This is a genomic window from Acinetobacter sp. YH12096, from assembly GCF_013419215.1.
GTDB lineage: Bacteria > Pseudomonadota > Gammaproteobacteria > Pseudomonadales > Moraxellaceae > Acinetobacter > Acinetobacter amyesii.
The window spans coordinates 1-19,859 of sequence record NZ_VPAM01000004.1 but is presented as its reverse complement, the minus strand read 5'-3'; the positions used below and the strand labels follow the sequence as shown (position 1 = coordinate 19,859).

Below are 19,859 nucleotides of genomic sequence, written 5' to 3'. Positions count from 1 at the left end.
ACTCGGTTCTGCGGTAACATAACAGTTGTTCTAACATAAGTTTTGTACCGAGCCCGTATGCTTTACCCAATGCCTAAAAAAATCCAATTTGCACCTTCTCAAGCGAAATGGCAGCTGTCATCAACACAGTCGGTATTGGTGCTGGTTGGTTTACAAAATTTACGCATGCAGCAGGGCATACAAGATACGCAGCTGATGGAAAATTTGATCCAACTGACCAATAAAGCCAAAGCCTTAGAGATTCCAATTGTCGATTTATATGGTGATGATTTACTTCAAGGCATGCAGCAGCTCGGTGAATATGCAACAACACACCCGCAGCTCATCTTTGCAGGGCAAATCACGCCTATGCTGAAACAGATCTTGCCGCATCTATACAGCGTGACAGAGCAAATCTGTATTGTTGATGACGCAATTGTGCTGAATAATCAGGAACAGCATATTCTGTGGGTGGACTCCATATCAGGCCAAGGTATCCATCATATGAGTAGTTATAATTTGATGCGGCTTTGGAATCTGTCAGCGCCAACGGAATTCGTCTTGTCGGCCAAAGGCATATTATTGGCTATCGCAGAACAGTTAGATATGGACGCATTGGAAATAGATCCCTTAATCGATTTACGCAGTTATGGGCTCGATTCCATTGCCATGGTCAGCTTAATTGGGTTGTGGCGTGCCAATGGTGCAAACATCCGTTATGAAGACTTTTTAGATGGTGCAAGTTTAAAAGCATTGCTAGAAAAATTGCTCAATACAGATTAAACAAAGCCAATTGGAATTATTTTTGTTCTAAATCGGAAAATACGTCGGGAAATATAGCTTTGTGCATTGTAATTGTTGGCTAAGCTTTTTATTATTGCCGCCTTGTTTTTCGAGATCAGAACTGGATTGAACTTTGAGTAATTTTCTAACCGAACACCTGATACATCGTGATACTGACTTTATGGTGATCCATAAACCAGCAGGTTTACTCACAGTTCCGGGAAAAACAGCAGATTTACAAGACTGTGTTATCAATCGATTATTAAAAATTGAACCGAATACCTTGCTCATCCATCGTTTGGATCGTGATACCTCAGGTATTTTGGTTTTTGCATTAACCCGTCAAGGGCAAAATCGAATTTCACGCCAGTTCCAAGAACGTCAAACTTCAAAAACATATCAGGCATTGGTTGCGGGTACGCTCGAAGGTGAAGGTACTGTCGATGTACCGGTCATATATGACCCAGAACATCCGCCACTGCATATTGCCGATCCTGCACACAATAAGCCTGCGCTTACGCATTGGAAAGCCACTGAACATTTTGAGATTCAGGGGCAAGCCGTAACACGTGTAGTTTTAACTCCTATTACCGGTCGATCACATCAGCTTCGCGTTCATATGCAATATTTAGGTCATCCTATTGTTGGTGATACTTTGTATGCAACACCTGAGCAACAGAAGCTGATGCCGCGTTTATGTTTACATGCTGAGCGTTTAAGTTTTAACCATCCTGAAACAGAGCAAACAGTGGAATTTCACTGTCCTGTACCATTTTAGGAAAATCATTTAAATCCCTAAGAATTCTGCTCACTATTTAGTGGGCTTTATGTCAAAATATATTGCTTTATGGTCTAGATTTTTGCTCAAATAACGTTCACAGTTTGAGCATAATATTTTCAGACCGAACTTGAGAAAAAGGTGGAAAAATTGCAGCAGTTTGCTATTGGTCAACGTTGGTTATCAGATACAGAAACGGAACTGGGTTTAGGTGTTCTTATTGATGTTGATGAGCGATCGGTCAGCATTTTATTCCCAAAAAGTGATGAAACTCGTGTCTATGCCCGTCACAATGCGCCTTTATCTCGTATTGTTTTCAATGTAAATGACGAAGTCCAAGACCAAGAAGGTCAAATTTGGATTGTCGAATCGCTTGAAGACCGTGGTGGTGTGGTTCGTTATAACGCGGTACGTAAACTTGCCGATGGTACTGAAGAGCGTAAAGCACTGAATGAAACACGTATTGGTGCAAGTATTCAGTTAGCAAAACCACTAGATCGTTTACTTGCAAGCCAAGTGGACTATAAAGAATGGTATGACCTGCGTATCGAAGCACTGCTTCTTCAAGCCAATATGAAGTCTAGCCCTTTACGTGGCTTAGTGGGTTCACGTGTGGGTCTCATTCCACACCAACTGTATATTGCGCATGAAGTGGGTAAACGTTTTGCTCCACGTGTATTACTTGCTGACGAAGTGGGTTTGGGTAAAACGATTGAAGCTGGTCTGATTATTCATCAGCAACTCAAAACGGGTCGTTCAGAACGTATCTTGGTCTTAGTACCTGATTCATTGCAATATCAATGGATGATTGAAATGCGTCGTCGTTTCAATCTTGAGTTCTCATTATTTGACTTGACGCGTACAGCTTCGATTAAAGAACACGATCCAGACCTCAACCCATTCTTAACTGAACAATGCATTATTGCTAGTGTTGATTTGATGATCGACCATGATGACTTGCGTGAACAAGCGCTTGAAGCTGGTTTTGATTTGCTCGTGGTCGATGAAGCCCATCATTTAATGTGGTCAGAAGAAGAAGGCGGCAATGACCGTTATGACCTTGTTGAAGAACTTGCTGAAAAAACGCCGGGTGTCTTGTTACTAACCGCAACGCCTGAACAATTAGGTGTGGAAAGTCACTTTGCACGTTTACGTTTACTTGATCCACAACGTTTTAGTTCGCTTGATCGTTTCTTAGATGAAGAAGAGCAGTATCACCAAACAGCTAAAATTGCTGAAGTGCTGATGTCTGATTTGCCGCTCGAAGAAGGGCATTTGGCAGCGATTGAAAGTCTATTAGGTCATCGAATTACTGACGAGCCAGAACAACGCTTCCGTGCCATTCACGAATTATTAGACCGTCATGGTACTGGTCGTATTTTATTCCGTAATACTCGTGAAGCGATTCAAGGCTTCCCGGGGCGTGACTGTCAGCCTGCGCCATTACCTGCACCAGAAAACTGGTCTAAAGATGGCAAGCTACGTGAACAAATGTGGCCTGAAGAAGCGCAGCTTGATGGCTCGTGGATGGAAACAGACCCACGTGTGATGTGGTTGATGGAACGTCTGCGTACAGACCTGAAACACAAAAAAGTGTTATTGATTGCACGTAGTGGTCCAGTGGTTGAGTCTTTAGAAAATGTACTTCGTTTGCATGCGGGTATTCGCACAGCGATGTTCCATGAAGGCATGAGCTTATTGGAGCGTGACCAAGCAGCAGCTTACTTTGCTGAAGAGTCATACGGTGCGCAAATTTTACTATGTTCAGAGATTGGTTCTGAAGGTCGTAACTTCCAGTTTGCATCGGACTTAGTTTTATTTGACTTGCCTGCAAACCCAGATGTACTTGAACAACGTATTGGTCGTTTAGACCGTATTGGTCAAGAAAATCGTATTCAAATTCATGTGCCTTATCTGGTTGGTACTGCTCAAGAGCGTATGTTCCGTTGGTATAACGAAGCATTAAATATTTTCTGTAATATCTCGCCGACTGCGCAAACCTTACAAGAAAACTTTATCGTCAATCTGAAAGATTGTTTGTTGGCTGATAAAGGCCAAGAGTTTGAAGATTTGCTCGAAGCGGTGAGTGTACAACGTGAAGCACTTGAAGCTGAACTTCAAGAAGGTCGTGACCGTTTACTTGAGTACAACTCTTGCCGTCCAATCGTGGCACAAGAAATTGTGACTGCACTTGAAGACTACGACGACAATACTACGTTGCCAATGTTTATGAAGCGCTTCATGGCGTCTACAAACATTGATTTTGATGAGCAAAGTAACGGTACTGTGATCATCAAGCCAACGGATCAAATGCAAGTTCAAGGTCTGACTTTGGACGAAGAAGGTATGACGGCGACGTTCTATCGTGACCAAGCACAGATCCGTGAAGATGCTCAATATTTAACACTTGAGCATCCATTCACTGAAAGTGTGATGGAAATGATTAATACGCAAGGCTTTGGTAGTACCAACGTTGCTGTATTGAAATCGGCCGCTTTACCGCAAGGTTCTGTGTTAATGGAAGTGTGGTTTAAAGTCGATGTCGTTGCACCGAAAGCATTGAATTTGCCGTCAAGTTTGCCACAACAGTTGGTTCGTGTATTACTGAGCGAAAAAGGTCAGGATTTATCGCAAAAAATTGCACCTGAAATTTTACGTCCTTATTTACATCATCTTGATGGCAACAGTTGCCGCCAAGTGGTTAAGGCGCGTCGTGATGTCATTGAACAGCGTTATACGCAAGCGCTTGAAATTGCTCGTGGTGCATTACCGGGCTTTAAACAACAAGCCAAAGAAATCTACGGTAGCAAATGGCAATATGAAATTGACCGTTTAACTTATTTGAAGCAGTTCAACCCAAGTATTCGTGAAGACGAAATTGCACGTTTACAAAAACTGCAAAAAGAAGGTTTAACACTGCTTGATGGTCTAGCGGTTACACCAGAAGCGATTCAAATTATGGTAGTGGTTAAGCCATAAGTTAAGAATCTTAAAAAAGCACCTTAGGGTGCTTTTTTTTATGGCTAAAATTATAACTGTAAAATTAATCACGACAGATTTAAGCTAAGTCTAGGTTTTGTATTGTTTATTTTTAATCTAAATTGTCGACATCGGCATAAAAAAAGTAACTATTCTTCAGCAATTCTACAGCTTGATCAAAATCTTCATGTTCATCCAACATATAAAATATGCCATCGAGCTTTGTATAGTCCGGATGATTTTTTGCTAACTGAATTTGGATCGTACTTCGTTCTGCTTGGCTGCGTGTTGCATAATGAGCAGTAAGTAAATCAAAATTGATGTCATTACATAGCGGCTGTTTTAAGGCAATGGCACCGCAATAATCATGTATTTCAGGTAATAAACGTAAGACTAAATCAGCTTCTTTGCTTGCCGCCACGATCAGCTCTGGGTCTGCGGTCTTACACAAGGCCAGTATTTCTGTTAATAGGGTTGTTTCATCCAGTGTATGGTCTAACACGATGACTTTTTGCGGTTGAGTTAAATCAAAGTCATTTATTAAAATCATAAAACCTCCTGAAAATAGAATGGTTATGCTTTATTTATCGGCGCTATAAAATGAAATGGTGCTATTTATCGAATCTAAAATTTTCTAAAAATGGTTTTGAATAATGTGTTCAATCTATGAACGATCTAAAATTAATCATGGTGTAGAAACACACCTTGTTCTGATTCGAAGCTCAGTTAAATACTGAAATTGTAAAATAGGGCGCTATGCTTCATGCTCATTGCTAGACCCAATATACATGCTTTGATTAGTAAAAGAATCGGCATCGCGACATAAACTGTCGTTGTTGGTGTCGATTGAATTATGAAAGTGAAATTATTAAATGTATTCGGACATATAGCGATAGCATCATACTTAAATGATTGATCACGAACTGTCTTAATGTCGTGTTTTGATGATTTAGTTAAGTAAAGTTTTGGCTTGGTTAAATTTATACGTCGATGCTGGCGAGTTGAGGGCAGTTCCGTTAAAATGCTTCAAATTTCAGCAGTTCGTTAGAAGAAAATAAAAATATGAAATCCTTAATTACTTTAGGTAGTAAAACGTCACACGGTGGTGTGGTTTCAGAATGTGAACCTTCATTTGTGATTAATGGTATTGCGGTGCATTTAAACGGCATGAAACATTATTGCCCGAAATGTAATTCGACTGTGGCTGCGATCGCGGCAGATCAAAGTACAACGGTAAAGGGGCGAGGTGTTGTGGTTGCTGGAGATAAAACAACTTGTGGCGCAACATTTTTACCGAATCAATCAATGGTCGGTTCACAAAAATAATCTGCAAACTGACTTTGAGGTCATCTAGATAAACTCATTGAGTCCTGTTTAAATCGTATTGATCTCTTTATGATGGGTCATCATCAGTTGATTGGATGAGTTTTAGATGAAAAGCGCGATCCATTTTACCCATGCCAATGGTATTCCTGCTGCAAGTTATCGAAAGTTTTTATCCTACTTTGCACCGCAATTTGATGTGAAGGTGATTCCGCTTATTGGTATGGATGAGCGCTATCCGATCACCAAAGATTGGCGATATTTGGTCGATCAAGTCATAGCAGATATCGAGCACCAATTTCCAAAACAAAAAGTGATTGGGCTTGGGCATTCTTTTGGCTCTTTAGTCACCCTGATGGCGGCTTATAAACGTCCAGATTTGTTTTCACAACTGATTATTATGGATCCACCTTTTGTAATCGGTCCTAAGTCCGCCATTTTTGAAGGCATGCAAAAATTAAAGCTCAAAACTGTCGATAAAATCACGCCTGCAGCAATTACACTGAAGCGCAATGATCATTGGTCAAATTTGGATGAAGCCTATACGGCTCTGCGGAATAATCGTTTATTTAAAAGTTTTGATTCGCAGTGTTTTGAAGATTACTTTGCACAAGGCATTCAAGCTGATGAAAAACGCGGTGGCGTGACCCTCAGCATTCCAAAAGCCGTCGAAGCACAAATTTTCCGTACAGTGCCTGCATGGTGGTGGCGTACCCCACGGAAAGCCCCTCAAATGCCTGTACACCTTATCACCGCAAATGACAGCCATTTTTATAAACAAGGTTTGCCTGACGGAATGAAGAAAACCTATGGTATAGATTATAGTGTGGTTGATGGTGGGCACATGTTTCCACTTGAGCAGCCGAAACAGACAGCGCTACACGTCATGCAGTACTTACAGCATTAGAAAAATATATTTTGCTCATAAAAAAGGAGACCTGAACGTCTTCTTTTTTTCTCACCGTTAATTTTTAGCGAATTTGGGCTTCGTCTAGATGGCGAGCACCTTCCAATATCATACGAATCATAATCATGGTTTGTTCGGCAACTTCTTTGCGTTGTTCTGTCGGTAGATCAATGACTTTCGCACCCATGTTAAACACCAATTGGGTAATACCACGTGCCACGATGTCAGGATGAGCCAACTTGCTTTGATTTAAACGTTCTAGGACGATTAAATCTTCTCTTAATTCTTGTTGGAAATAGTTAAGTTGACGCTCAACTGCATTTTTATAGGAATGCGAACCAGTATAGCCTTCACGAAGTAAAAGGCTTAAGTTGCCTTCATCGGCATCTAGCTGCTGAATAAATACTTCAACTGAACTACGAATAATACTGCTTTGGCGTGATGCCTGAAGGCGTGCTTCATGCAAAATTTGACGTAACACACCGCCAGCTCGATCAATCAACTCAATGGCTAATTCATCAATATCTTTGAAGTGACGATAAAAACTATTTGGAGCAATGCCAGCTTCACGTGCAACTTCACGCAAACTCAGTGATGAAATACTTTTTTGTGGACCAATTAAATTAAGCGCTGCCTGAAACAGTTCTTCCTTGGTAATCGTTGCTTTACGGCCTACAGTGCGAACTGCAAGTGGAGTTTCAGCTTCAGAATGTAATTCTTCCTGGTACATGTTAACCATATTCGTCTGTGCAGACTGAGTCATATTTTTTAATAGATTAAAAACATTAACATATTATAGCGTCTGCTAATAGCTTTTGTGGAAATGTTGATTAAATGTACAAGCGTATATACAAATATATATACATGTGTATAATAATTAAAAACCTCCCATGAGTTGTATTTGATTATGCATGTACTCGAAAAAGCGAAAAAGCCTTTAAACGCACTCAAAGACAGTGTTGTAGACGTCAATGCGGTAAATTTCTGGTTGCAGAAATTTAATCCGTTATGGTCTGGTAATCAGGCTCTCGGCAAAATTGTACAAAAAGAAAATGCAGCAAATGAGATGGTCAGCCTAACTATACAGGTGAACCGTTTGTTTAAAATGGGTGAAGCTGGTCAGCATCATCCTGTTTTTGCTCGTGTAAATGGGATCCGTTACGAACGTACTTATAGTTTGACTCAGTTAGATGATCAACACGTATTGCTTAGCGTAAAAAAAGTGAATACGGGTATTGTGAGTACTTGGCTGGTAGAACAAGCGCAAGTGGGCGATATCTTAGAATTTGGTCAGCCTTTTGGTGATATGACTTTGGTGTCAAATTCTACACCCTTGCTACTATTGGCTGCGGGTAGTGGTATTACGCCAATGTTGAGTTTGTTGAAAGCGATGAGCAAAACCAAGCAAATTGCGGAGCAACCAATTCAGTTAATGTATTGGGTTAAGTATCACGATGATGCTGCATTCAAATTACGCTTCGAAGCTTTGGTAAATCAATATCCAAACTTTAAATTTCAAATTTTCTTTACCCAAGAAGATGTTCCCGATCCACGATTAAATGCCTCTCACGCTGCTCAATTTGACAACATTGAGCACAGTACTGTGTTTGCATGTGGTCCATCGGGTTTCGTCACTCAGGCCGAAGCGTTATTTGATCATGCACAGTGCTTTATGAGTGAAGCATTTAGCATGAGTCCAGTTGCAACGGATGACATTGGCTTTGTGAATGTCACGCTTACACAATCCAATAAAACCGTCAGTATTCCAAAAGGCCAATCAATTCTAGCCAGTCTTGAACAGCAAAATATCAAACCAAATTACGGTTGCCGTATGGGCATTTGTAATAAATGTGCCTGCAACAAAGTTGAAGGTTCGACTAAAAATATGGTCAATGGTAGCCAAAATACAGAGCCGGGTAATTTACTCAAAATTTGTGTGAACTCAGCACAGTCAGATCTTGTTATTGATTTATAAGGTAGAAAAAATATGAACATGCCTGTAAAAATTGAATATTTTAAAAATCCAAAAAACCGTGAGTTAACCCAATCGCAATTAGACGAACTTGCGCGTGAGCTTGATGCCATTAAGCAAGAAGTTTTAGATGACTTAGGTGAAAAAGACGCGAAATACATTCGCCGAGTGTATTCGACAGTTCGTTATTCATCTATGGCGGGTCGTGCTTTATTGTTTGCAGGCTGGTTTCCGCCAGCGTGGATTTTGGGTACAGGTCTTTTAGGTTTTGCCAAAATCATGGAAAACATGGAATTGGGTCATAATGTCATGCACGGTCAATATGACTGGATGAATGACCCTAAATTCAATGGTCAGACCTATGAATGGGATATCGTGGGGACAGCAGATAACTGGCGCCAAACACATAATTTTAAACATCATACCTATACCAATATTAAAGGCATGGATGATGACATTGGTTATGGTCTCGTTCGTTTGTTCCCAGAACAGCGTTGGAAGCCGGGCTATTTATTACAACCGATTTATAGTATTCCATTTTGCTTATTGTTCCAATGGGGTGTTGCCATTCAAAACCTTGAATTGGGTAAATACTTCAAAGGTCGTAAAACAAAACAGCAAACCAAAGAAGAATGGAAACCAATGCAAGCCAAAATCGGCAAGCAATTATTTAAAGACTATGTGTTCTTCCCGCTTATTGCAGGGCCTGCAGCATTACCTGTGCTCACAGGGAACCTCGTTGCGAATGGTCTTCGTAATATTTGGACGTTTAGTATTATTTTCTGTGGTCACTTCACCAAAGATGTTGAAGTTTTCCCGAAAAAAGTACTTGAAAATGAAAGCCGTGGACATTGGTACATGCGTCAAATCCGTGGTTCTTCAAACCTTACTGGTTCAGAAGCATTTCACATTTTGACAGGGCATTTAAGCCATCAGATCGAACACCATTTATACCCTGATGTTCCTGCGCGTCGTTATCGTAAAATGGCGCCAAAAGTACAGGCCGTATGTGAAAAATATGGTTTGAACTATAACAACGCAAGCTTAGTGAAACAGTACGGCAGTGTACTAAAACGTATTGTGAAATATGCATTTCCATTTAAAAAGTAATAAACGCTACACTAAATTTACGGGAAAAAAAGCCATGCAATTGCATGGCTTTTTTATATTAACTTTGGGGAAATATCTATTTTACTTTTTGATATGTAATTTGAGGATCTTAATCAAATTCATATAATTTCCTTTTTTAGCCATACGAATGACCAATTCAATTTCTTCTTTCGTCCACATCTGGCGAGTGGCTGAGAAGGCAAATTGAGCAAGGAGTACAAATGGATTTTCGCCAAATTTAATATGGAGGCCTTTGACATATTTCGGTGGATTGAATTGATTCATATTCTTTTCCCGCTTTTAATATTTGACCGCATTATTTCTAATTAATGAGAAAAATAGCACACTATAAAGTCAAAATAAAAGCAGAATTTTCAAAATTTAATCATATATTAGAGCGACTTAAATTTAAGTTTGTGATTGTTAACTTTGATTAATAAACCAAACTAAATCACTCGACTTTAGTCGAGTTCAGGTAGGCACTTATCCTGTCCATTCATGAAATGGTGGGTGGCCAATTCAAACATAGCGAGGTCTTCATCGCTATTTCCATAGGCATATACCTGCTCATAGTCTTGAAGGTTAAATTGCTCCAAAACTCGAATTTTCTTTTGCTCACCACTACAGTCTAAGGTTTCATACAAACCAGTCAGTATTTGGTCATTGGCTGCTGTTTCGGTACAAATCAGTTTGACCCCGAGCTTTTCGGCCACAGGTTTAAGATATAAATCGACTGAGGCAGAAACCAATACGACTTCATGACCGCGTTTTTGGTGTTGCTGTAATTGTTCATACAGTGAAGGATTGAGTTCTGCCATCAAATGTTCAGCATATTGCGCTGCTTGATTTAAAACCTGCTCATGGTTGGCTTGGCTAAACATTGCGGCATACAGGCGAGGACGCATTGCATGTGCAGGATATAGCTTGAGATAATAGCCTTGAATCCAAGGGAGAATTTTAATCCCTTGGCGCACGATATGCCTTTTAGGCAGGGAATAGAAGATGAACCCTGTAAAACTGTCTTTGTTACACAGGGTTCCGTCAAAATCAAATAAGGCTAAAGTTTTAGGTTTTTGATGCGGCGCATGCATGTTTGATAACGTCCATCGACTCGTGTGGCAAACCAATTGGTATTGTAATCACGGCTTAATTTCGGCCCAGAAATTACGACTTCAGGCATCATGGCATAAAACGGTTCTTTACCAGTCTTTTCTTGGTACAACTTTTTGACCGCTTTATACGTCAAAGTATCTTCGAAGTCCTGATCTTTTTCTTTTTTAAGATCTGAACGAATTTGACGTGGAGTTGCAATTACATTGTTTTCTGCAAAAACGGCAATCAGCGCAGTTTCAGACTGGCTTTTTGCTGAACGTGGAGAACCATCTTTATTATAAAGTAAGAGGTCACCATCTAAGCCGAGCTCAGCAGGGGTTAAGTCATTCAACATGCTTTGGAATGCCGCATTACGACTCGAATAACGACCCGAGTTATAATCTGCAAAACGATAAATCGGTTTGTCATATTCAGCTGGATACATCATTAAACGGTGGATGCCGTAATACAAACCGCCATATTGGCTATACATGTCAGTACGTAGAGCAGCAATATTTCCACCTTGGCGTTTGTGGTCTTTGGCATAGCCTATATGAACTTGCATGGAACCCAAAGTGGTAATGGGGTTGAGCTTTTCACCAATATCTTGTCCAACCAGTTTCGCTGCGCCCGTCAAAGCACTCACGTGATAATGTTTAGACATATAGTCAAAAATTTCACGATATAACTCGTCTAGTTCACGTTCAGTTTGAACACGGCGCATTTGGCTCAGATAGTTATCTTCTGGACTTGGCTGATTTTTTAACACATCTTGGAAATAGCCAGCGACTGTACCACCGATGCCATCACCCAATTTATCTTTAAACTTTTCTTCAAGACGATCTTGAACTTCTTTAACGGCTTTTTCACCGAGTCCCGGCACATGTGGGTCAGCAACAAAATTGGACTCTTGATCGACCACAGCAACAATCGTACAGACATTTTCTTTCGTGGTCGGAATACCGAGCTGATCACTAATGTCATAGATATCATTGGCCCATGAAAGACGTTCATTCACGCGAGGTGGAATGGCTTTTTTAATCTGTTCTGCTTCCATAGTGGGTTCATCTTTGCTCCACCATGAACCATTACCACAGGCAGCCAAGCCAATGGATAAAGCCAGTACAGAAAGGGATTTAAAGCATAATGTGGTCGAAAAAGTTTTGTTCATATTTTCCAATAAACTCAGCCATATGGGGGCGACAAAGCAGGAGCAGTATACTATGCAAAATACATAAGTAATGAATAAATATGTATATGCCTCATAGGGGACTGTCAATCTATTTATGGAGATCTACGCGTGTAAAAACAAGCAGTTCTGTCAGGATGATTGGAAAAAGAATGTTTTTTGAGCTAAATAGATGAATATTCCAATATCATTTTCAACAGATTATAAAAATGAAGGTATATACTAGCTGAAATCCATAATTTTTTAAGGGAATTATTATGCCAGCTAAATTTTTCAGTCGTTTCTTGGGTTTGATCGCGTTAGTTATGGTATTGGGGGCAATCGTTATAAACTTTGTTGTGGCTAAACCGATGGTGGAATATTGGATCTTACTCTTACTACCTTGTTTTGCCGTTCCAATTTTAACCTCAGTGATGATCACGAAGGATGAAAATCTTTAACATCATCGTTCAGTAAATCTATATTTCAATCCAATAGATGATGAATACTCAGTCTGTGCAAAAAGCTCACATCGGGTGGGCTTTTTGTTGATGTGTCTAAAGTATTTTATACTGTGCAAATGAGAAATTTAAAACGCCAGCACAAATTAAAGGTATCAAACGTGATTTGGTCAACTGAACAAGATGCCATGTTGATCGAACATGCAGATTTAGCTATGTCTGAATTAATCCAGCACTTGGGATTTAGTGAAGAAGACATTTTACAAAGAAAAAAAGTATTGGGTTTAAACCGGCGGGCACGTCAAATTCAACGTTTATATTTTAAATAATTGAAATCAAATTCATTGAAAGCTGCGACAGATCTAAAATGTCTGTGAATTTAAAAACCCACAATCTGTGGGCTTTTAAATTTTTGCTCAATTATTTTGCAACAGCTTCAGAAGCAGGAGCCGCTTCAGTTGCATCTTGAGCAACTTCAGTTGTTTGAGCTTCAGATGCAGCAGCTTCAACTTTTTGTTCTTCAGCAGCAAATGTAGTTGCAGCAGCAGCAGAGATAAGTGTAGCGAAAAGTACTTTGTTTAAAGTTTTCATGATTCAATCTTCAGTCTATTTTTTTGAAAAAAACAACTTAATGTATTAATCATGATAAAAGTGTAATTAAAATGAGTTGTTATGTGTCTAGATTGTGAACATTTGCGAAAAACTTATCAAAATAAATCAATAGTTTGAAATCCATTACAAAATAATATGTGTCATTCAAATATCGTTTAATATTTTAAAGACTTTAAAAAAAGAAAAACCCGAATAAATCGGGAAGTGTATTTTACGTTGTTATTACAGCGAAACTTACACACTTTTCGCTTAATAACAATTTATCGCACAATTATGACGCCATGATGAAACGGAGGTTATTCAGCAGGGCATGCAATTTTGAGTTTTTCTTTGTAATAGTCCTGTGCGATCTTCAAATCATTTAACATTTTATCTTGAGTATAGTCTTTGGCTGCGAGTTTGAGCATGGCAGGCATGTAGTTAGTTTTATATTCATGAGGGTAGTCATGACATAAGACTTGGGTTTTTTCCTTGATTGATGTGCTTGGAGCATCTAAAACATCAAGGTATTGACTGATTTGCGCATCTGACTGCTCAAATTGTTGAGTCGCTTGTTCCGTTGTTAAATCAGCGTTTTGGCTTTCAGCTGCAGCCACCTCGTCATTCGGTTGTTGGCAGGCAGTCAGAAAAGTAGCGAAAAATATAAAAGAGAGAATTTTCAATTTTTTCATAAAGTTTAACTCACTGATGTGAATTTATAGATTTAAGTTTTCAATGATTTTAGCAGTATCCCTCTATAGTAACACCTGTACAGGCATATCTGCTGAAAGTCTGATGTTGAATCGATAGTGTGTTAACTACATGGCTGATGCATAAGTTTCAACGACTCTTAAGTAAAAGCGTAGAAATTTTTGTTTGGAATTACTAAACTATCGCATTGCAAATTTTCCGTCCAATTCCGAAGCTTCAAATTCCTCAATTCAATCGTTGAACGATGTTGATATTCATTGTCATCATTCAATTGCATAATCATTGCCATGAAACGTTTTTACGCTCAACTGATTTTGCGAACATAGATTTGAATTTAGCATTGTTGAATGTGGCTTCGAAGATTTCGAATCTGGTTCAGGCATCATTTGCTAAATATAGCTAGAGGTTAAAACATTGAGTCAACATCCTGTCATTCAAGAATTATTCGATCGTCCCATCGAGAGAAAACTGTGGGTGGCACCTATGGCAGGGGTTACAGATCGCCCATTTCGTACACTTTGCAAATATTTTGGCGCAGGTCATGCTGTCAGTGAAATGATGACGGCAGATAAGACACTACGCATGAGTAAAAAGAGTCTTTATCGTGCCAATTTTGATGGTGAAATAGCGCCTATTTCTGCCCAAATTGCAGGGTCAGATCCAGCTGAACTGGCTGAAGCCGCTCGCTATCAAGTGGCAAATGGTGCGCAAATTGTCGACATTAATATGGGATGTCCGGCGAAGAAAGTCTGTAATAAGTTGGCAGGTTCTGCACTACTTAAAGATGAAGACTTAGTGGCTCGCATTTTAGATGCTGTGGTTGATGCAGTTGATGTACCCGTGACTTTAAAAACCCGCTTGGGCTATCTAAATGGTCATGAAAACATTATGCGCGTTGCGAAACGTGCCGAAGAAGCTGGCATTGCTGCATTGGCACTTCATGGTCGTACACGTGAAGATATGTATCTGAATACGGCGCGTTATAGCTTAATTAAAGATGTGAAATCGTTGATCAATATTCCTGTGATTGCCAATGGTGATATTGATACACCTGAAAAAGCTAAATATGTATTGGATTATACTGGTGCCGATGCAGTCATGATTGGTCGCGCAGCTCAAGGTCGCCCATGGATATTCCGTGAAATTGGACATTACCTGACGACAGGTGAACATATGGCTGCGCCAAGTATTATGGAAGTTCGTGACGTATTGCTTGGACATTTATCTGAGTTATATGGTTTTTATGGTGAATATTCAGGTTGTCGAATTTCACGTAAACATATTGCTTGGTATACCAAAGGTTTACGCTCTAGTAATGAGTTCCGCCAAAATATGTATAAAGTTGAATCTACAGCAGATCAATATAAAGTCGTCGAGAACTATTTTAATCACTTACTCGATCATGGTCAGATCATGAGTGATGTTCAAGTTGATCAGGTCAATTTGCTTGAAACCAAGTAACTTAAAGTCAAACGAAATAGATCTGTGCAATGTGATACAAAGTAAGTCGATTTAAGCTAGTTAGATTTATTTGAAATAGATTTAACTAACTTTATTCAAATGATCTAAAACAAATATTTAAATTGTGCATCGATGACAGCCTAAATTGCACATAAAAAGCCCTCAATGTTGAGGGCTTTTTATTAGGCATTCATGTTTGAATGACCCGTTGAGCGAGGTCTTAGTTAAAGCGCATTTCTAAAACCAATTGATTGATCAAGTCGGGTGCTTCCAATTCACGTATTTGAGAGACATTGGTTCCCGCCCAAAATGCACCATATTCATGTACGCCATGCTTGCTGGCTGCTGCATGTAATTGTTTGCCTAAATCATAGCTATATGGGTAAGCCGGAACGGTTGGGCGAGTCGGCGTATCAATATCTGTGTGCCAGTTATTGATAATGCCACGTGCAGGCCGGCCTGAAATACTTGATGTAATCTGCGTGATGGGCGCATCAAATAGTGCTTTGCGATAAGCCTCATTTGCATTTGATGTTTTGCATTGCACAAAAGCAGTGCCCAGTTGAACAGCATCTGCACCCAACTCCATAATTTGATAGGCCTGATGTCCATTCATAATGCCACCAGCTGCAACAACGGGGCATTGAATATGGCGTTTCAAGAGCTGAACTAAGTCACGTGTCTTAACGCTGCTATCGAAGTTTTCATTGAAAATGCCACGGTGACCACCAGCTTCAATACCTTGAGCAATCACGATATCAATACCCGCAGCTTCAATCAGTTTAGCTTCTGCTAAATTGGTTGCAGAAACTAGAGTCAAAATACCCGCTTGTTTTAAGGCCTGAATTTGATGTGGGTGCGGAATGCCAAAATGAAAACTCACCGCTTTGGGGCGCGTTTCCAGTAAGAGGTTTAGAAAATGGTCATTATCTTTAAAGCTTGGATAAATACAGTTCAGTGCTTCTGGAGCTTCTGCATTATATTGAGCAAAGCGTGATTTAAATTGCATGATCCATTTGGCAGCAACTTGTTCATCGAGTTCTACTGTGTCATGACAAAAAAAATTGACCTGAAAAGGTTGTTCAGTGAGTTCTTGAGTTTGTAATATTTGTTGACGTGCATTCTCAACACTGCTTGCACCTAAACCCAGTGAACCAAGTCCACCTTGATTTGACACTTCTGCAGCAAGTTCAGGTGTAGAAACACCTGCCATTGGGGCAAGAAATATAGGGTGTTTGATGCCAAGGTTTTCTAATAAAGTCATGTGCATACTCCAATCACTCTAAATACTTTGCCCAAGCGAGTGAAATTAAGCAAATAATATTCGTTATTTCTTATCAAAATGGTCTTATTCTTAAACGAAAGTTGTACTTGAAATTAAGCGACACCTCGTGTCGTAGTAATGATGTATGACCCGACTTTTGAGGTGGATCCTTTTAAAATAATGCTGTGTTCACTTTAAATTTTATAATTCTCCCATGTCTGAACGTATCCGTGAAAAACTGCAAATTTTAGCCGATGCTGCCAAATATGATGTCTCATGTTCTTCGAGTGGTAGTAAGCGCCAAAATAAAGACAAAGGTCTGGGTAATACTGGAAATGGCATTTGCCATAGCTATACTGAAGATGGTCGCTGCGTTTCGTTATTAAAAATTCTATTTTCCAATGTCTGTATTTTTGACTGCGCATATTGTGTGTCCCGTCGAAGTAACGACGTAAAGCGCGCAGCATTTACGGTACAGGAAGTGGTCGATTTGACTATGAATTTTTATCGTCGGAACTATATTGAGGGGCTATTTTTAAGTTCGGGGATTTTTAAATCGGCGGATTACACCATGGAACGTATGTTGCAGGTGGTAAAAAAGCTGCGTTTAGAAGAAAATTTTAATGGTTATATTCATCTGAAGACCATTCCTGGGGCATCTCAGGAAATCATTACCGAAGCAGGTTTATATGTCGACCGTATGAGCATTAATTTGGAAATGCCGACAGAAGATGGTTTAAAAAAATTTGCACCTGAAAAAAGTCATGTTGAAGTCCAAAAAGACTTAGGTATCGTGCGAGATCGTTTGATTCAATTCAAAGATGAACGAAAAATAATACGCACAGTTCCTAAATTTGTACCCGCAGGACAAACGACGCAAATGGTGGTGGGCGCACATCAAGAGTCTGACCGTGATGTCATACTGATGGCAGACCGTCATTACAAAGAGTTTAAGCTCAAGCGTGTGTATTACTCGGGTTATATTCCAATTAATGAAGAGGAGCGTGCGCTGCCAGCTGTGGGGTCTGCGCCACCTTTATTACGAGAAAATCGGCTGTATCAAAGTGATTGGTTGATGCGTTTTTATGGGTTTGAAGCGACAGAGTTGGTCGATGAAGAGCATCCAAATTTAGAATTGGATATTGATCCAAAATTAGCGTGGGCACTGCGTCATCCAGAGCAATTTCCCGTGGATATCAGCCGTGCAGAATATCAGATGATCTTGCGAGTGCCGGGTATTGGTGTACGTTCTGCTAAAAAAATTGTTCAAGCACGACGTTTTGGGAAAATCCATATCGACCAATTAAAACGTATGGGTATTTCCTACAACAGAGCACAACATTTTATACGCTGTGAAGATTCTCCCAAATTTATTCGAGATCAACAGCCACATCAAATACGTCAGCAGATCTTGCAAAGTGGTCAGTCGAAATATACTCAGCAGATTTCACCTCAATTGAACTTAGGATTTTAGGATACAGTCGTGAGTATTTATGTCTTTGATGGCACGATGACAGGATTGCTAAGCTGTATTTTTCGGGCCTTTCAATTTAAGCAATTTGATGTACAGATTTGTACGGATGGGCAAGTACAGGCGGGTCTTTTCGCCGATGTCATTGATGTGGCTAGTCACGATGAACAAGCACAGCGAGTATGGCAAGGTTTAAAACTCAAAGCATCTGATCGTGCGTTGAAGCAGTTTTATTATGCATTTTTATCCGAGCAGCAGCAGGCTTTTCAACATTGTTTTAATTTTGCGATTTATGTGTTCCAGCAACAGCGTGATGTGTCTAAAAACTATGGTCATGCTGATGTATTAGGGATGAGTCAGTGGGCGAAGCAAGTGGGGCGTGAAAAGCACCGAATGGAAGCTTTTGTGCGTTTTAAAAAATGTCAGGATGGCTTGTTTATCAGTTTAGTCTCACCTGATTTTAATGTATTGCCTTTGATCGAGCGGCATTTTAAGGCACGCTATCAAGATCAGCGTTGGTTGATTTACGATGAAATACGCAACTATGGCATTTACTATGACTTAAAACAGGTGCATCAAGTGGATATGGATGCCTCAACTATAGATGGGCAAATACAGTCCGGCCATAGTCAATCCTTTAATATCGAACTGGATGATGATGAAGTTTTATATGATCAGCTTTGGAAAGATTATTTTAGAAGTGTCAATATTGAAGCCCGACGTAATATGAAATTACATGTGCAGTATGTGCCACGTCGTTATTGGCGTTATATGAATGAAAAAGCGATTTAGGTGCGAATCATCTGGCAATTTTCGGGCATAATGATTGCGCTTTTGATTGTTTAAGTGAGACCTTGATGAAATTATTTCTTGTTACGACCGTTCTGACGGCAATGACGCTCACGGCGTGTTCTGCAAATGAACAAGAAAAGAAAACATTCAATCCGCAAAGTTATCAAGTTGCCGATACTGCTGGATTACAACTACGCTTTGAACAATTAAACCAAACTCTAGCAACAGATTTTAGCCAACTAAAAAAAGTAGAAAGTATGGCTTTTTCAGATCAATCCGCTTTAGATGTTCAGAACTTAAAAACTTTAAATCAGCATTTTGTTGCCAATACCGCTTTAAAAAGCTCCAAAATTGCCTATTGCGAAGTAATGAATCATTATTTTGCTGAAATGTATCATCTCGGACATGTGAACTTAGCCTTGGTGAAAGACGTTAAACTACCGAGTGCTGCAAATGAAGATTTGAGTCAGGTGTTTGCAAATGCAGACCAATTTTATGATTTTATTATCAACCGCTATACCACATACAAGCATGCACAAGAAACCATGCAATATGGTTGTAATCTAAAAGCAGCTCTGACAGATTAAAAAAAGCCCCTCAATGAGGGGCTTTTATTTACTTAAATTAGGGTGTGTTGACATTTACAGCCGATAAATTGAGCTAAAGAGGCAACCATATAAATATACAAGCTAAAGCAACAGCGCTTTGATAGTTACGTTTTAGCTTATCGTATCTTGTGGCAATTCCTCTAAATTGTTTTAATCTACAAAATGCATTTTCAACTAAATGTCTGATTTTATACATATACCAGTCCATATCATCATTGCTAGATTTGGCATTTGATCTTCGAGGAATGTTTGCTTTCGTATTACTTTCTCTAATTTTCTTTCTGAAACTTTCTGAATCATAGCCTTTATCTGCACATAGCATTTCTGACTCTGTTAAATCTAATTTTGATACAAGATCAGGTGCAACCTTAATATCATGTGAAGTTCCATCTGAAATAATAAATTCAAT

22 protein-coding genes are annotated in these 19,859 nt (G+C 39.5%); 13 read left to right on the top strand and 9 right to left on the bottom strand.

Annotated features, from left to right (window positions below; translation table 11 throughout):
• Positions 1-57 precede the first annotated feature (57 nt).
• The 3 genes from FTU36_RS02315 (at position 58) to rapA (ending at position 4,519) form a co-directional block, all read left to right on the top strand.
• Entirely contained in the window at positions 58-762 is a 705-nt protein-coding gene (locus FTU36_RS02315; protein ID WP_180007925.1) for a phosphopantetheine-binding protein, read from the top strand.
• Between the two features lie 133 nt (positions 763-895).
• Positions 896-1,540, top strand: a complete 645-nt coding sequence (locus FTU36_RS02310; RefSeq protein ID WP_180007926.1) for an RluA family pseudouridine synthase — start codon at positions 896-898, stop codon at positions 1,538-1,540.
• Between the two features lie 141 nt (positions 1,541-1,681).
• Positions 1,682-4,519 (top strand): RNA polymerase-associated protein RapA, encoded by a 2,838-nt coding sequence (gene rapA, locus FTU36_RS02305; protein ID WP_180023849.1) that lies wholly within the window; start codon positions 1,682-1,684, stop codon positions 4,517-4,519.
• 112 nt (positions 4,520-4,631) lie between these two features.
• Here rapA and FTU36_RS02300 read toward each other — a convergent pair whose 3' ends face one another.
• Positions 4,632-5,069 carry a hypothetical protein gene (locus FTU36_RS02300; RefSeq protein WP_180054494.1) on the bottom strand — a complete coding sequence of 146 codons (438 nt, stop codon included), beginning with the start codon at positions 5,067-5,069 and terminating at the stop codon, positions 4,632-4,634.
• 512 nt (positions 5,070-5,581) lie between these two features.
• Between FTU36_RS02300 and FTU36_RS02295 the strand changes: the two genes are divergently transcribed.
• Both FTU36_RS02295 and FTU36_RS02290 read left to right on the top strand, forming a co-directional pair.
• Complete coding sequence (locus FTU36_RS02295; protein WP_078193592.1) at positions 5,582-5,845, top strand: PAAR domain-containing protein; 264 nt, start codon at positions 5,582-5,584, stop codon at positions 5,843-5,845.
• Between the two features lie 106 nt (positions 5,846-5,951).
• Positions 5,952-6,749 (top strand): alpha/beta fold hydrolase, encoded by a 798-nt coding sequence (locus FTU36_RS02290; protein WP_180116726.1) that lies wholly within the window; start codon positions 5,952-5,954, stop codon positions 6,747-6,749.
• A gap of 64 nt (positions 6,750-6,813) precedes the next feature.
• Here the strand turns inward: FTU36_RS02290 and fabR are convergent, their stop codons facing one another.
• Positions 6,814-7,488, bottom strand: coding sequence for an HTH-type transcriptional repressor FabR (gene fabR, locus FTU36_RS02285; protein WP_372491111.1), 675 nt, complete (start codon positions 7,486-7,488; stop codon positions 6,814-6,816).
• Positions 7,489-7,656: 168 nt separating this feature from the next.
• Between fabR and FTU36_RS02280 the strand changes: the two genes are divergently transcribed.
• A complete protein-coding gene (locus tag FTU36_RS02280; RefSeq protein WP_180116725.1) occupies positions 7,657-8,724 on the top strand; it encodes a ferredoxin reductase in 1,068 nt (355 codons plus the stop codon).
• A gap of 12 nt (positions 8,725-8,736) precedes the next feature.
• Positions 8,737-9,831: an acyl-CoA desaturase gene (locus FTU36_RS02275; RefSeq protein ID WP_168377711.1), complete on the top strand. Its 1,095-nt coding sequence runs from the start codon at positions 8,737-8,739 to the stop codon at positions 9,829-9,831.
• Between the two features lie 81 nt (positions 9,832-9,912).
• On the opposite strand, the gene FTU36_RS02270 is transcribed toward FTU36_RS02275, so the two are convergent.
• The 3 genes from FTU36_RS02270 to FTU36_RS02260 form a co-directional block, all read right to left on the bottom strand.
• Positions 9,913-10,116, bottom strand: a complete 204-nt coding sequence (locus FTU36_RS02270) for a hypothetical protein (protein WP_078188800.1) — start codon at positions 10,114-10,116, stop codon at positions 9,913-9,915.
• A gap of 176 nt (positions 10,117-10,292) precedes the next feature.
• The gene (locus FTU36_RS02265) at positions 10,293-10,922 is read right to left on the bottom strand and encodes an HAD-IB family hydrolase (protein ID WP_180116724.1); all 630 of its coding nucleotides are present in this window, start codon (positions 10,920-10,922) and stop codon (positions 10,293-10,295) included.
• Positions 10,889-12,094 (bottom strand): DUF1615 domain-containing protein, encoded by a 1,206-nt coding sequence (locus FTU36_RS02260; RefSeq protein WP_180003816.1) that lies wholly within the window; start codon positions 12,092-12,094, stop codon positions 10,889-10,891. Before FTU36_RS02260 ends, FTU36_RS02265 begins: the two co-directional genes overlap by 34 nt.
• 275 nt (positions 12,095-12,369) lie before the next feature.
• Between FTU36_RS02260 and FTU36_RS02255 the strand changes: the two genes are divergently transcribed.
• Both FTU36_RS02255 and FTU36_RS02250 read left to right on the top strand, forming a co-directional pair.
• Entirely contained in the window at positions 12,370-12,552 is a 183-nt protein-coding gene (locus FTU36_RS02255) for a hypothetical protein (RefSeq protein WP_078193584.1), read from the top strand.
• A gap of 161 nt (positions 12,553-12,713) precedes the next feature.
• Positions 12,714-12,881 carry an acyl-CoA thioesterase gene (locus tag FTU36_RS02250; protein ID WP_373686343.1) on the top strand — a complete coding sequence of 56 codons (168 nt, stop codon included), beginning with the start codon at positions 12,714-12,716 and terminating at the stop codon, positions 12,879-12,881.
• A gap of 91 nt (positions 12,882-12,972) precedes the next feature.
• Here the strand turns inward: FTU36_RS02250 and FTU36_RS02245 are convergent, their stop codons facing one another.
• Entirely contained in the window at positions 12,973-13,143 is a 171-nt protein-coding gene (locus FTU36_RS02245) for a hypothetical protein (RefSeq protein ID WP_171262568.1), read from the bottom strand.
• A gap of 317 nt (positions 13,144-13,460) precedes the next feature.
• Positions 13,461-13,835, bottom strand: coding sequence for a hypothetical protein (locus FTU36_RS02240; protein WP_233944257.1), 375 nt, complete (start codon positions 13,833-13,835; stop codon positions 13,461-13,463).
• A gap of 475 nt (positions 13,836-14,310) precedes the next feature.
• Between FTU36_RS02240 and dusB the strand changes: the two genes are divergently transcribed.
• On the top strand, positions 14,311-15,315 hold the full coding sequence (gene dusB / locus FTU36_RS02235; RefSeq protein WP_313042773.1) for a tRNA dihydrouridine synthase DusB: 1,005 nt from the start codon (positions 14,311-14,313) through the stop codon (positions 15,313-15,315).
• Between the two features lie 220 nt (positions 15,316-15,535).
• On the opposite strand, the gene FTU36_RS02230 is transcribed toward dusB, so the two are convergent.
• Entirely contained in the window at positions 15,536-16,579 is a 1,044-nt protein-coding gene (locus tag FTU36_RS02230) for a nitronate monooxygenase family protein (protein WP_180106202.1), read from the bottom strand.
• Between the two features lie 214 nt (positions 16,580-16,793).
• Here FTU36_RS02230 and FTU36_RS02225 point away from each other — a divergent pair, with 214 nt between their 5' ends.
• The 3 genes from FTU36_RS02225 to FTU36_RS02215 all read left to right on the top strand — a co-directional run bounded on the left by FTU36_RS02225 (position 16,794) and on the right by FTU36_RS02215 (position 19,429).
• Complete coding sequence (locus FTU36_RS02225; RefSeq protein ID WP_180027047.1) at positions 16,794-18,053, top strand: putative DNA modification/repair radical SAM protein; 1,260 nt, start codon at positions 16,794-16,796, stop codon at positions 18,051-18,053.
• 9 nt (positions 18,054-18,062) lie between these two features.
• Positions 18,063-18,842: a TIGR03915 family putative DNA repair protein gene (locus tag FTU36_RS02220; RefSeq protein ID WP_180116723.1), complete on the top strand. Its 780-nt coding sequence runs from the start codon at positions 18,063-18,065 to the stop codon at positions 18,840-18,842.
• Positions 18,843-18,907: 65 nt separating this feature from the next.
• Positions 18,908-19,429, top strand: coding sequence for a hypothetical protein (locus FTU36_RS02215; RefSeq protein ID WP_180116722.1), 522 nt, complete (start codon positions 18,908-18,910; stop codon positions 19,427-19,429).
• Positions 19,430-19,502: 73 nt separating this feature from the next.
• On the opposite strand, the gene FTU36_RS02210 is transcribed toward FTU36_RS02215, so the two are convergent.
• The coding region (locus FTU36_RS02210) for an IS5 family transposase (RefSeq protein WP_180054335.1) at positions 19,503-19,859 on the bottom strand (357 nt) is incomplete at its 5' end.

Excerpts from the sequence above, each read along its gene's own strand:
- FTU36_RS02255 (WP_078193584.1), top strand. The coding sequence starts at position 12,370 with ATGCCAGCTAAATTTTTCAGTCGTTTCTTGGGTTTGATCGCGTTAGTT.
- FTU36_RS02295 (WP_078193592.1), top strand. The coding sequence starts at position 5,582 with ATGAAATCCTTAATTACTTTAGGTAGTAAAACGTCACACGGTGGTGTG.
- FTU36_RS02300 (WP_180054494.1), bottom strand. The coding sequence starts at position 5,069 with ATGATTTTAATAAATGACTTTGATTTAACTCAACCGCAAAAAGTCATC.
- fabR (WP_372491111.1), bottom strand. The coding sequence starts at position 7,488 with ATGGTTAACATGTACCAGGAAGAATTACATTCTGAAGCTGAAACTCCA.
- FTU36_RS02245 (WP_171262568.1), bottom strand. The coding sequence starts at position 13,143 with ATGAAAACTTTAAACAAAGTACTTTTCGCTACACTTATCTCTGCTGCT.
- FTU36_RS02260 (WP_180003816.1), bottom strand. The coding sequence starts at position 12,094 with ATGAACAAAACTTTTTCGACCACATTATGCTTTAAATCCCTTTCTGTA.
- FTU36_RS02275 (WP_168377711.1), top strand. The coding sequence starts at position 8,737 with ATGAACATGCCTGTAAAAATTGAATATTTTAAAAATCCAAAAAACCGT.
- FTU36_RS02290 (WP_180116726.1), top strand. The coding sequence starts at position 5,952 with ATGAAAAGCGCGATCCATTTTACCCATGCCAATGGTATTCCTGCTGCA.
- FTU36_RS02280 (WP_180116725.1), top strand. The coding sequence starts at position 7,657 with ATGCATGTACTCGAAAAAGCGAAAAAGCCTTTAAACGCACTCAAAGAC.
- FTU36_RS02315 (WP_180007925.1), top strand. The coding sequence starts at position 58 with ATGCTTTACCCAATGCCTAAAAAAATCCAATTTGCACCTTCTCAAGCG.
- FTU36_RS02225 (WP_180027047.1), top strand. The coding sequence starts at position 16,794 with ATGTCTGAACGTATCCGTGAAAAACTGCAAATTTTAGCCGATGCTGCC.
- FTU36_RS02265 (WP_180116724.1), bottom strand. The coding sequence starts at position 10,922 with ATGCATGCGCCGCATCAAAAACCTAAAACTTTAGCCTTATTTGATTTT.
- FTU36_RS02215 (WP_180116722.1), top strand. The coding sequence starts at position 18,908 with ATGAAATTATTTCTTGTTACGACCGTTCTGACGGCAATGACGCTCACG.
- FTU36_RS02230 (WP_180106202.1), bottom strand. The coding sequence starts at position 16,579 with ATGACTTTATTAGAAAACCTTGGCATCAAACACCCTATATTTCTTGCC.
- FTU36_RS02240 (WP_233944257.1), bottom strand. The coding sequence starts at position 13,835 with ATGAAAAAATTGAAAATTCTCTCTTTTATATTTTTCGCTACTTTTCTG.
- FTU36_RS02270 (WP_078188800.1), bottom strand. The coding sequence starts at position 10,116 with ATGAATCAATTCAATCCACCGAAATATGTCAAAGGCCTCCATATTAAA.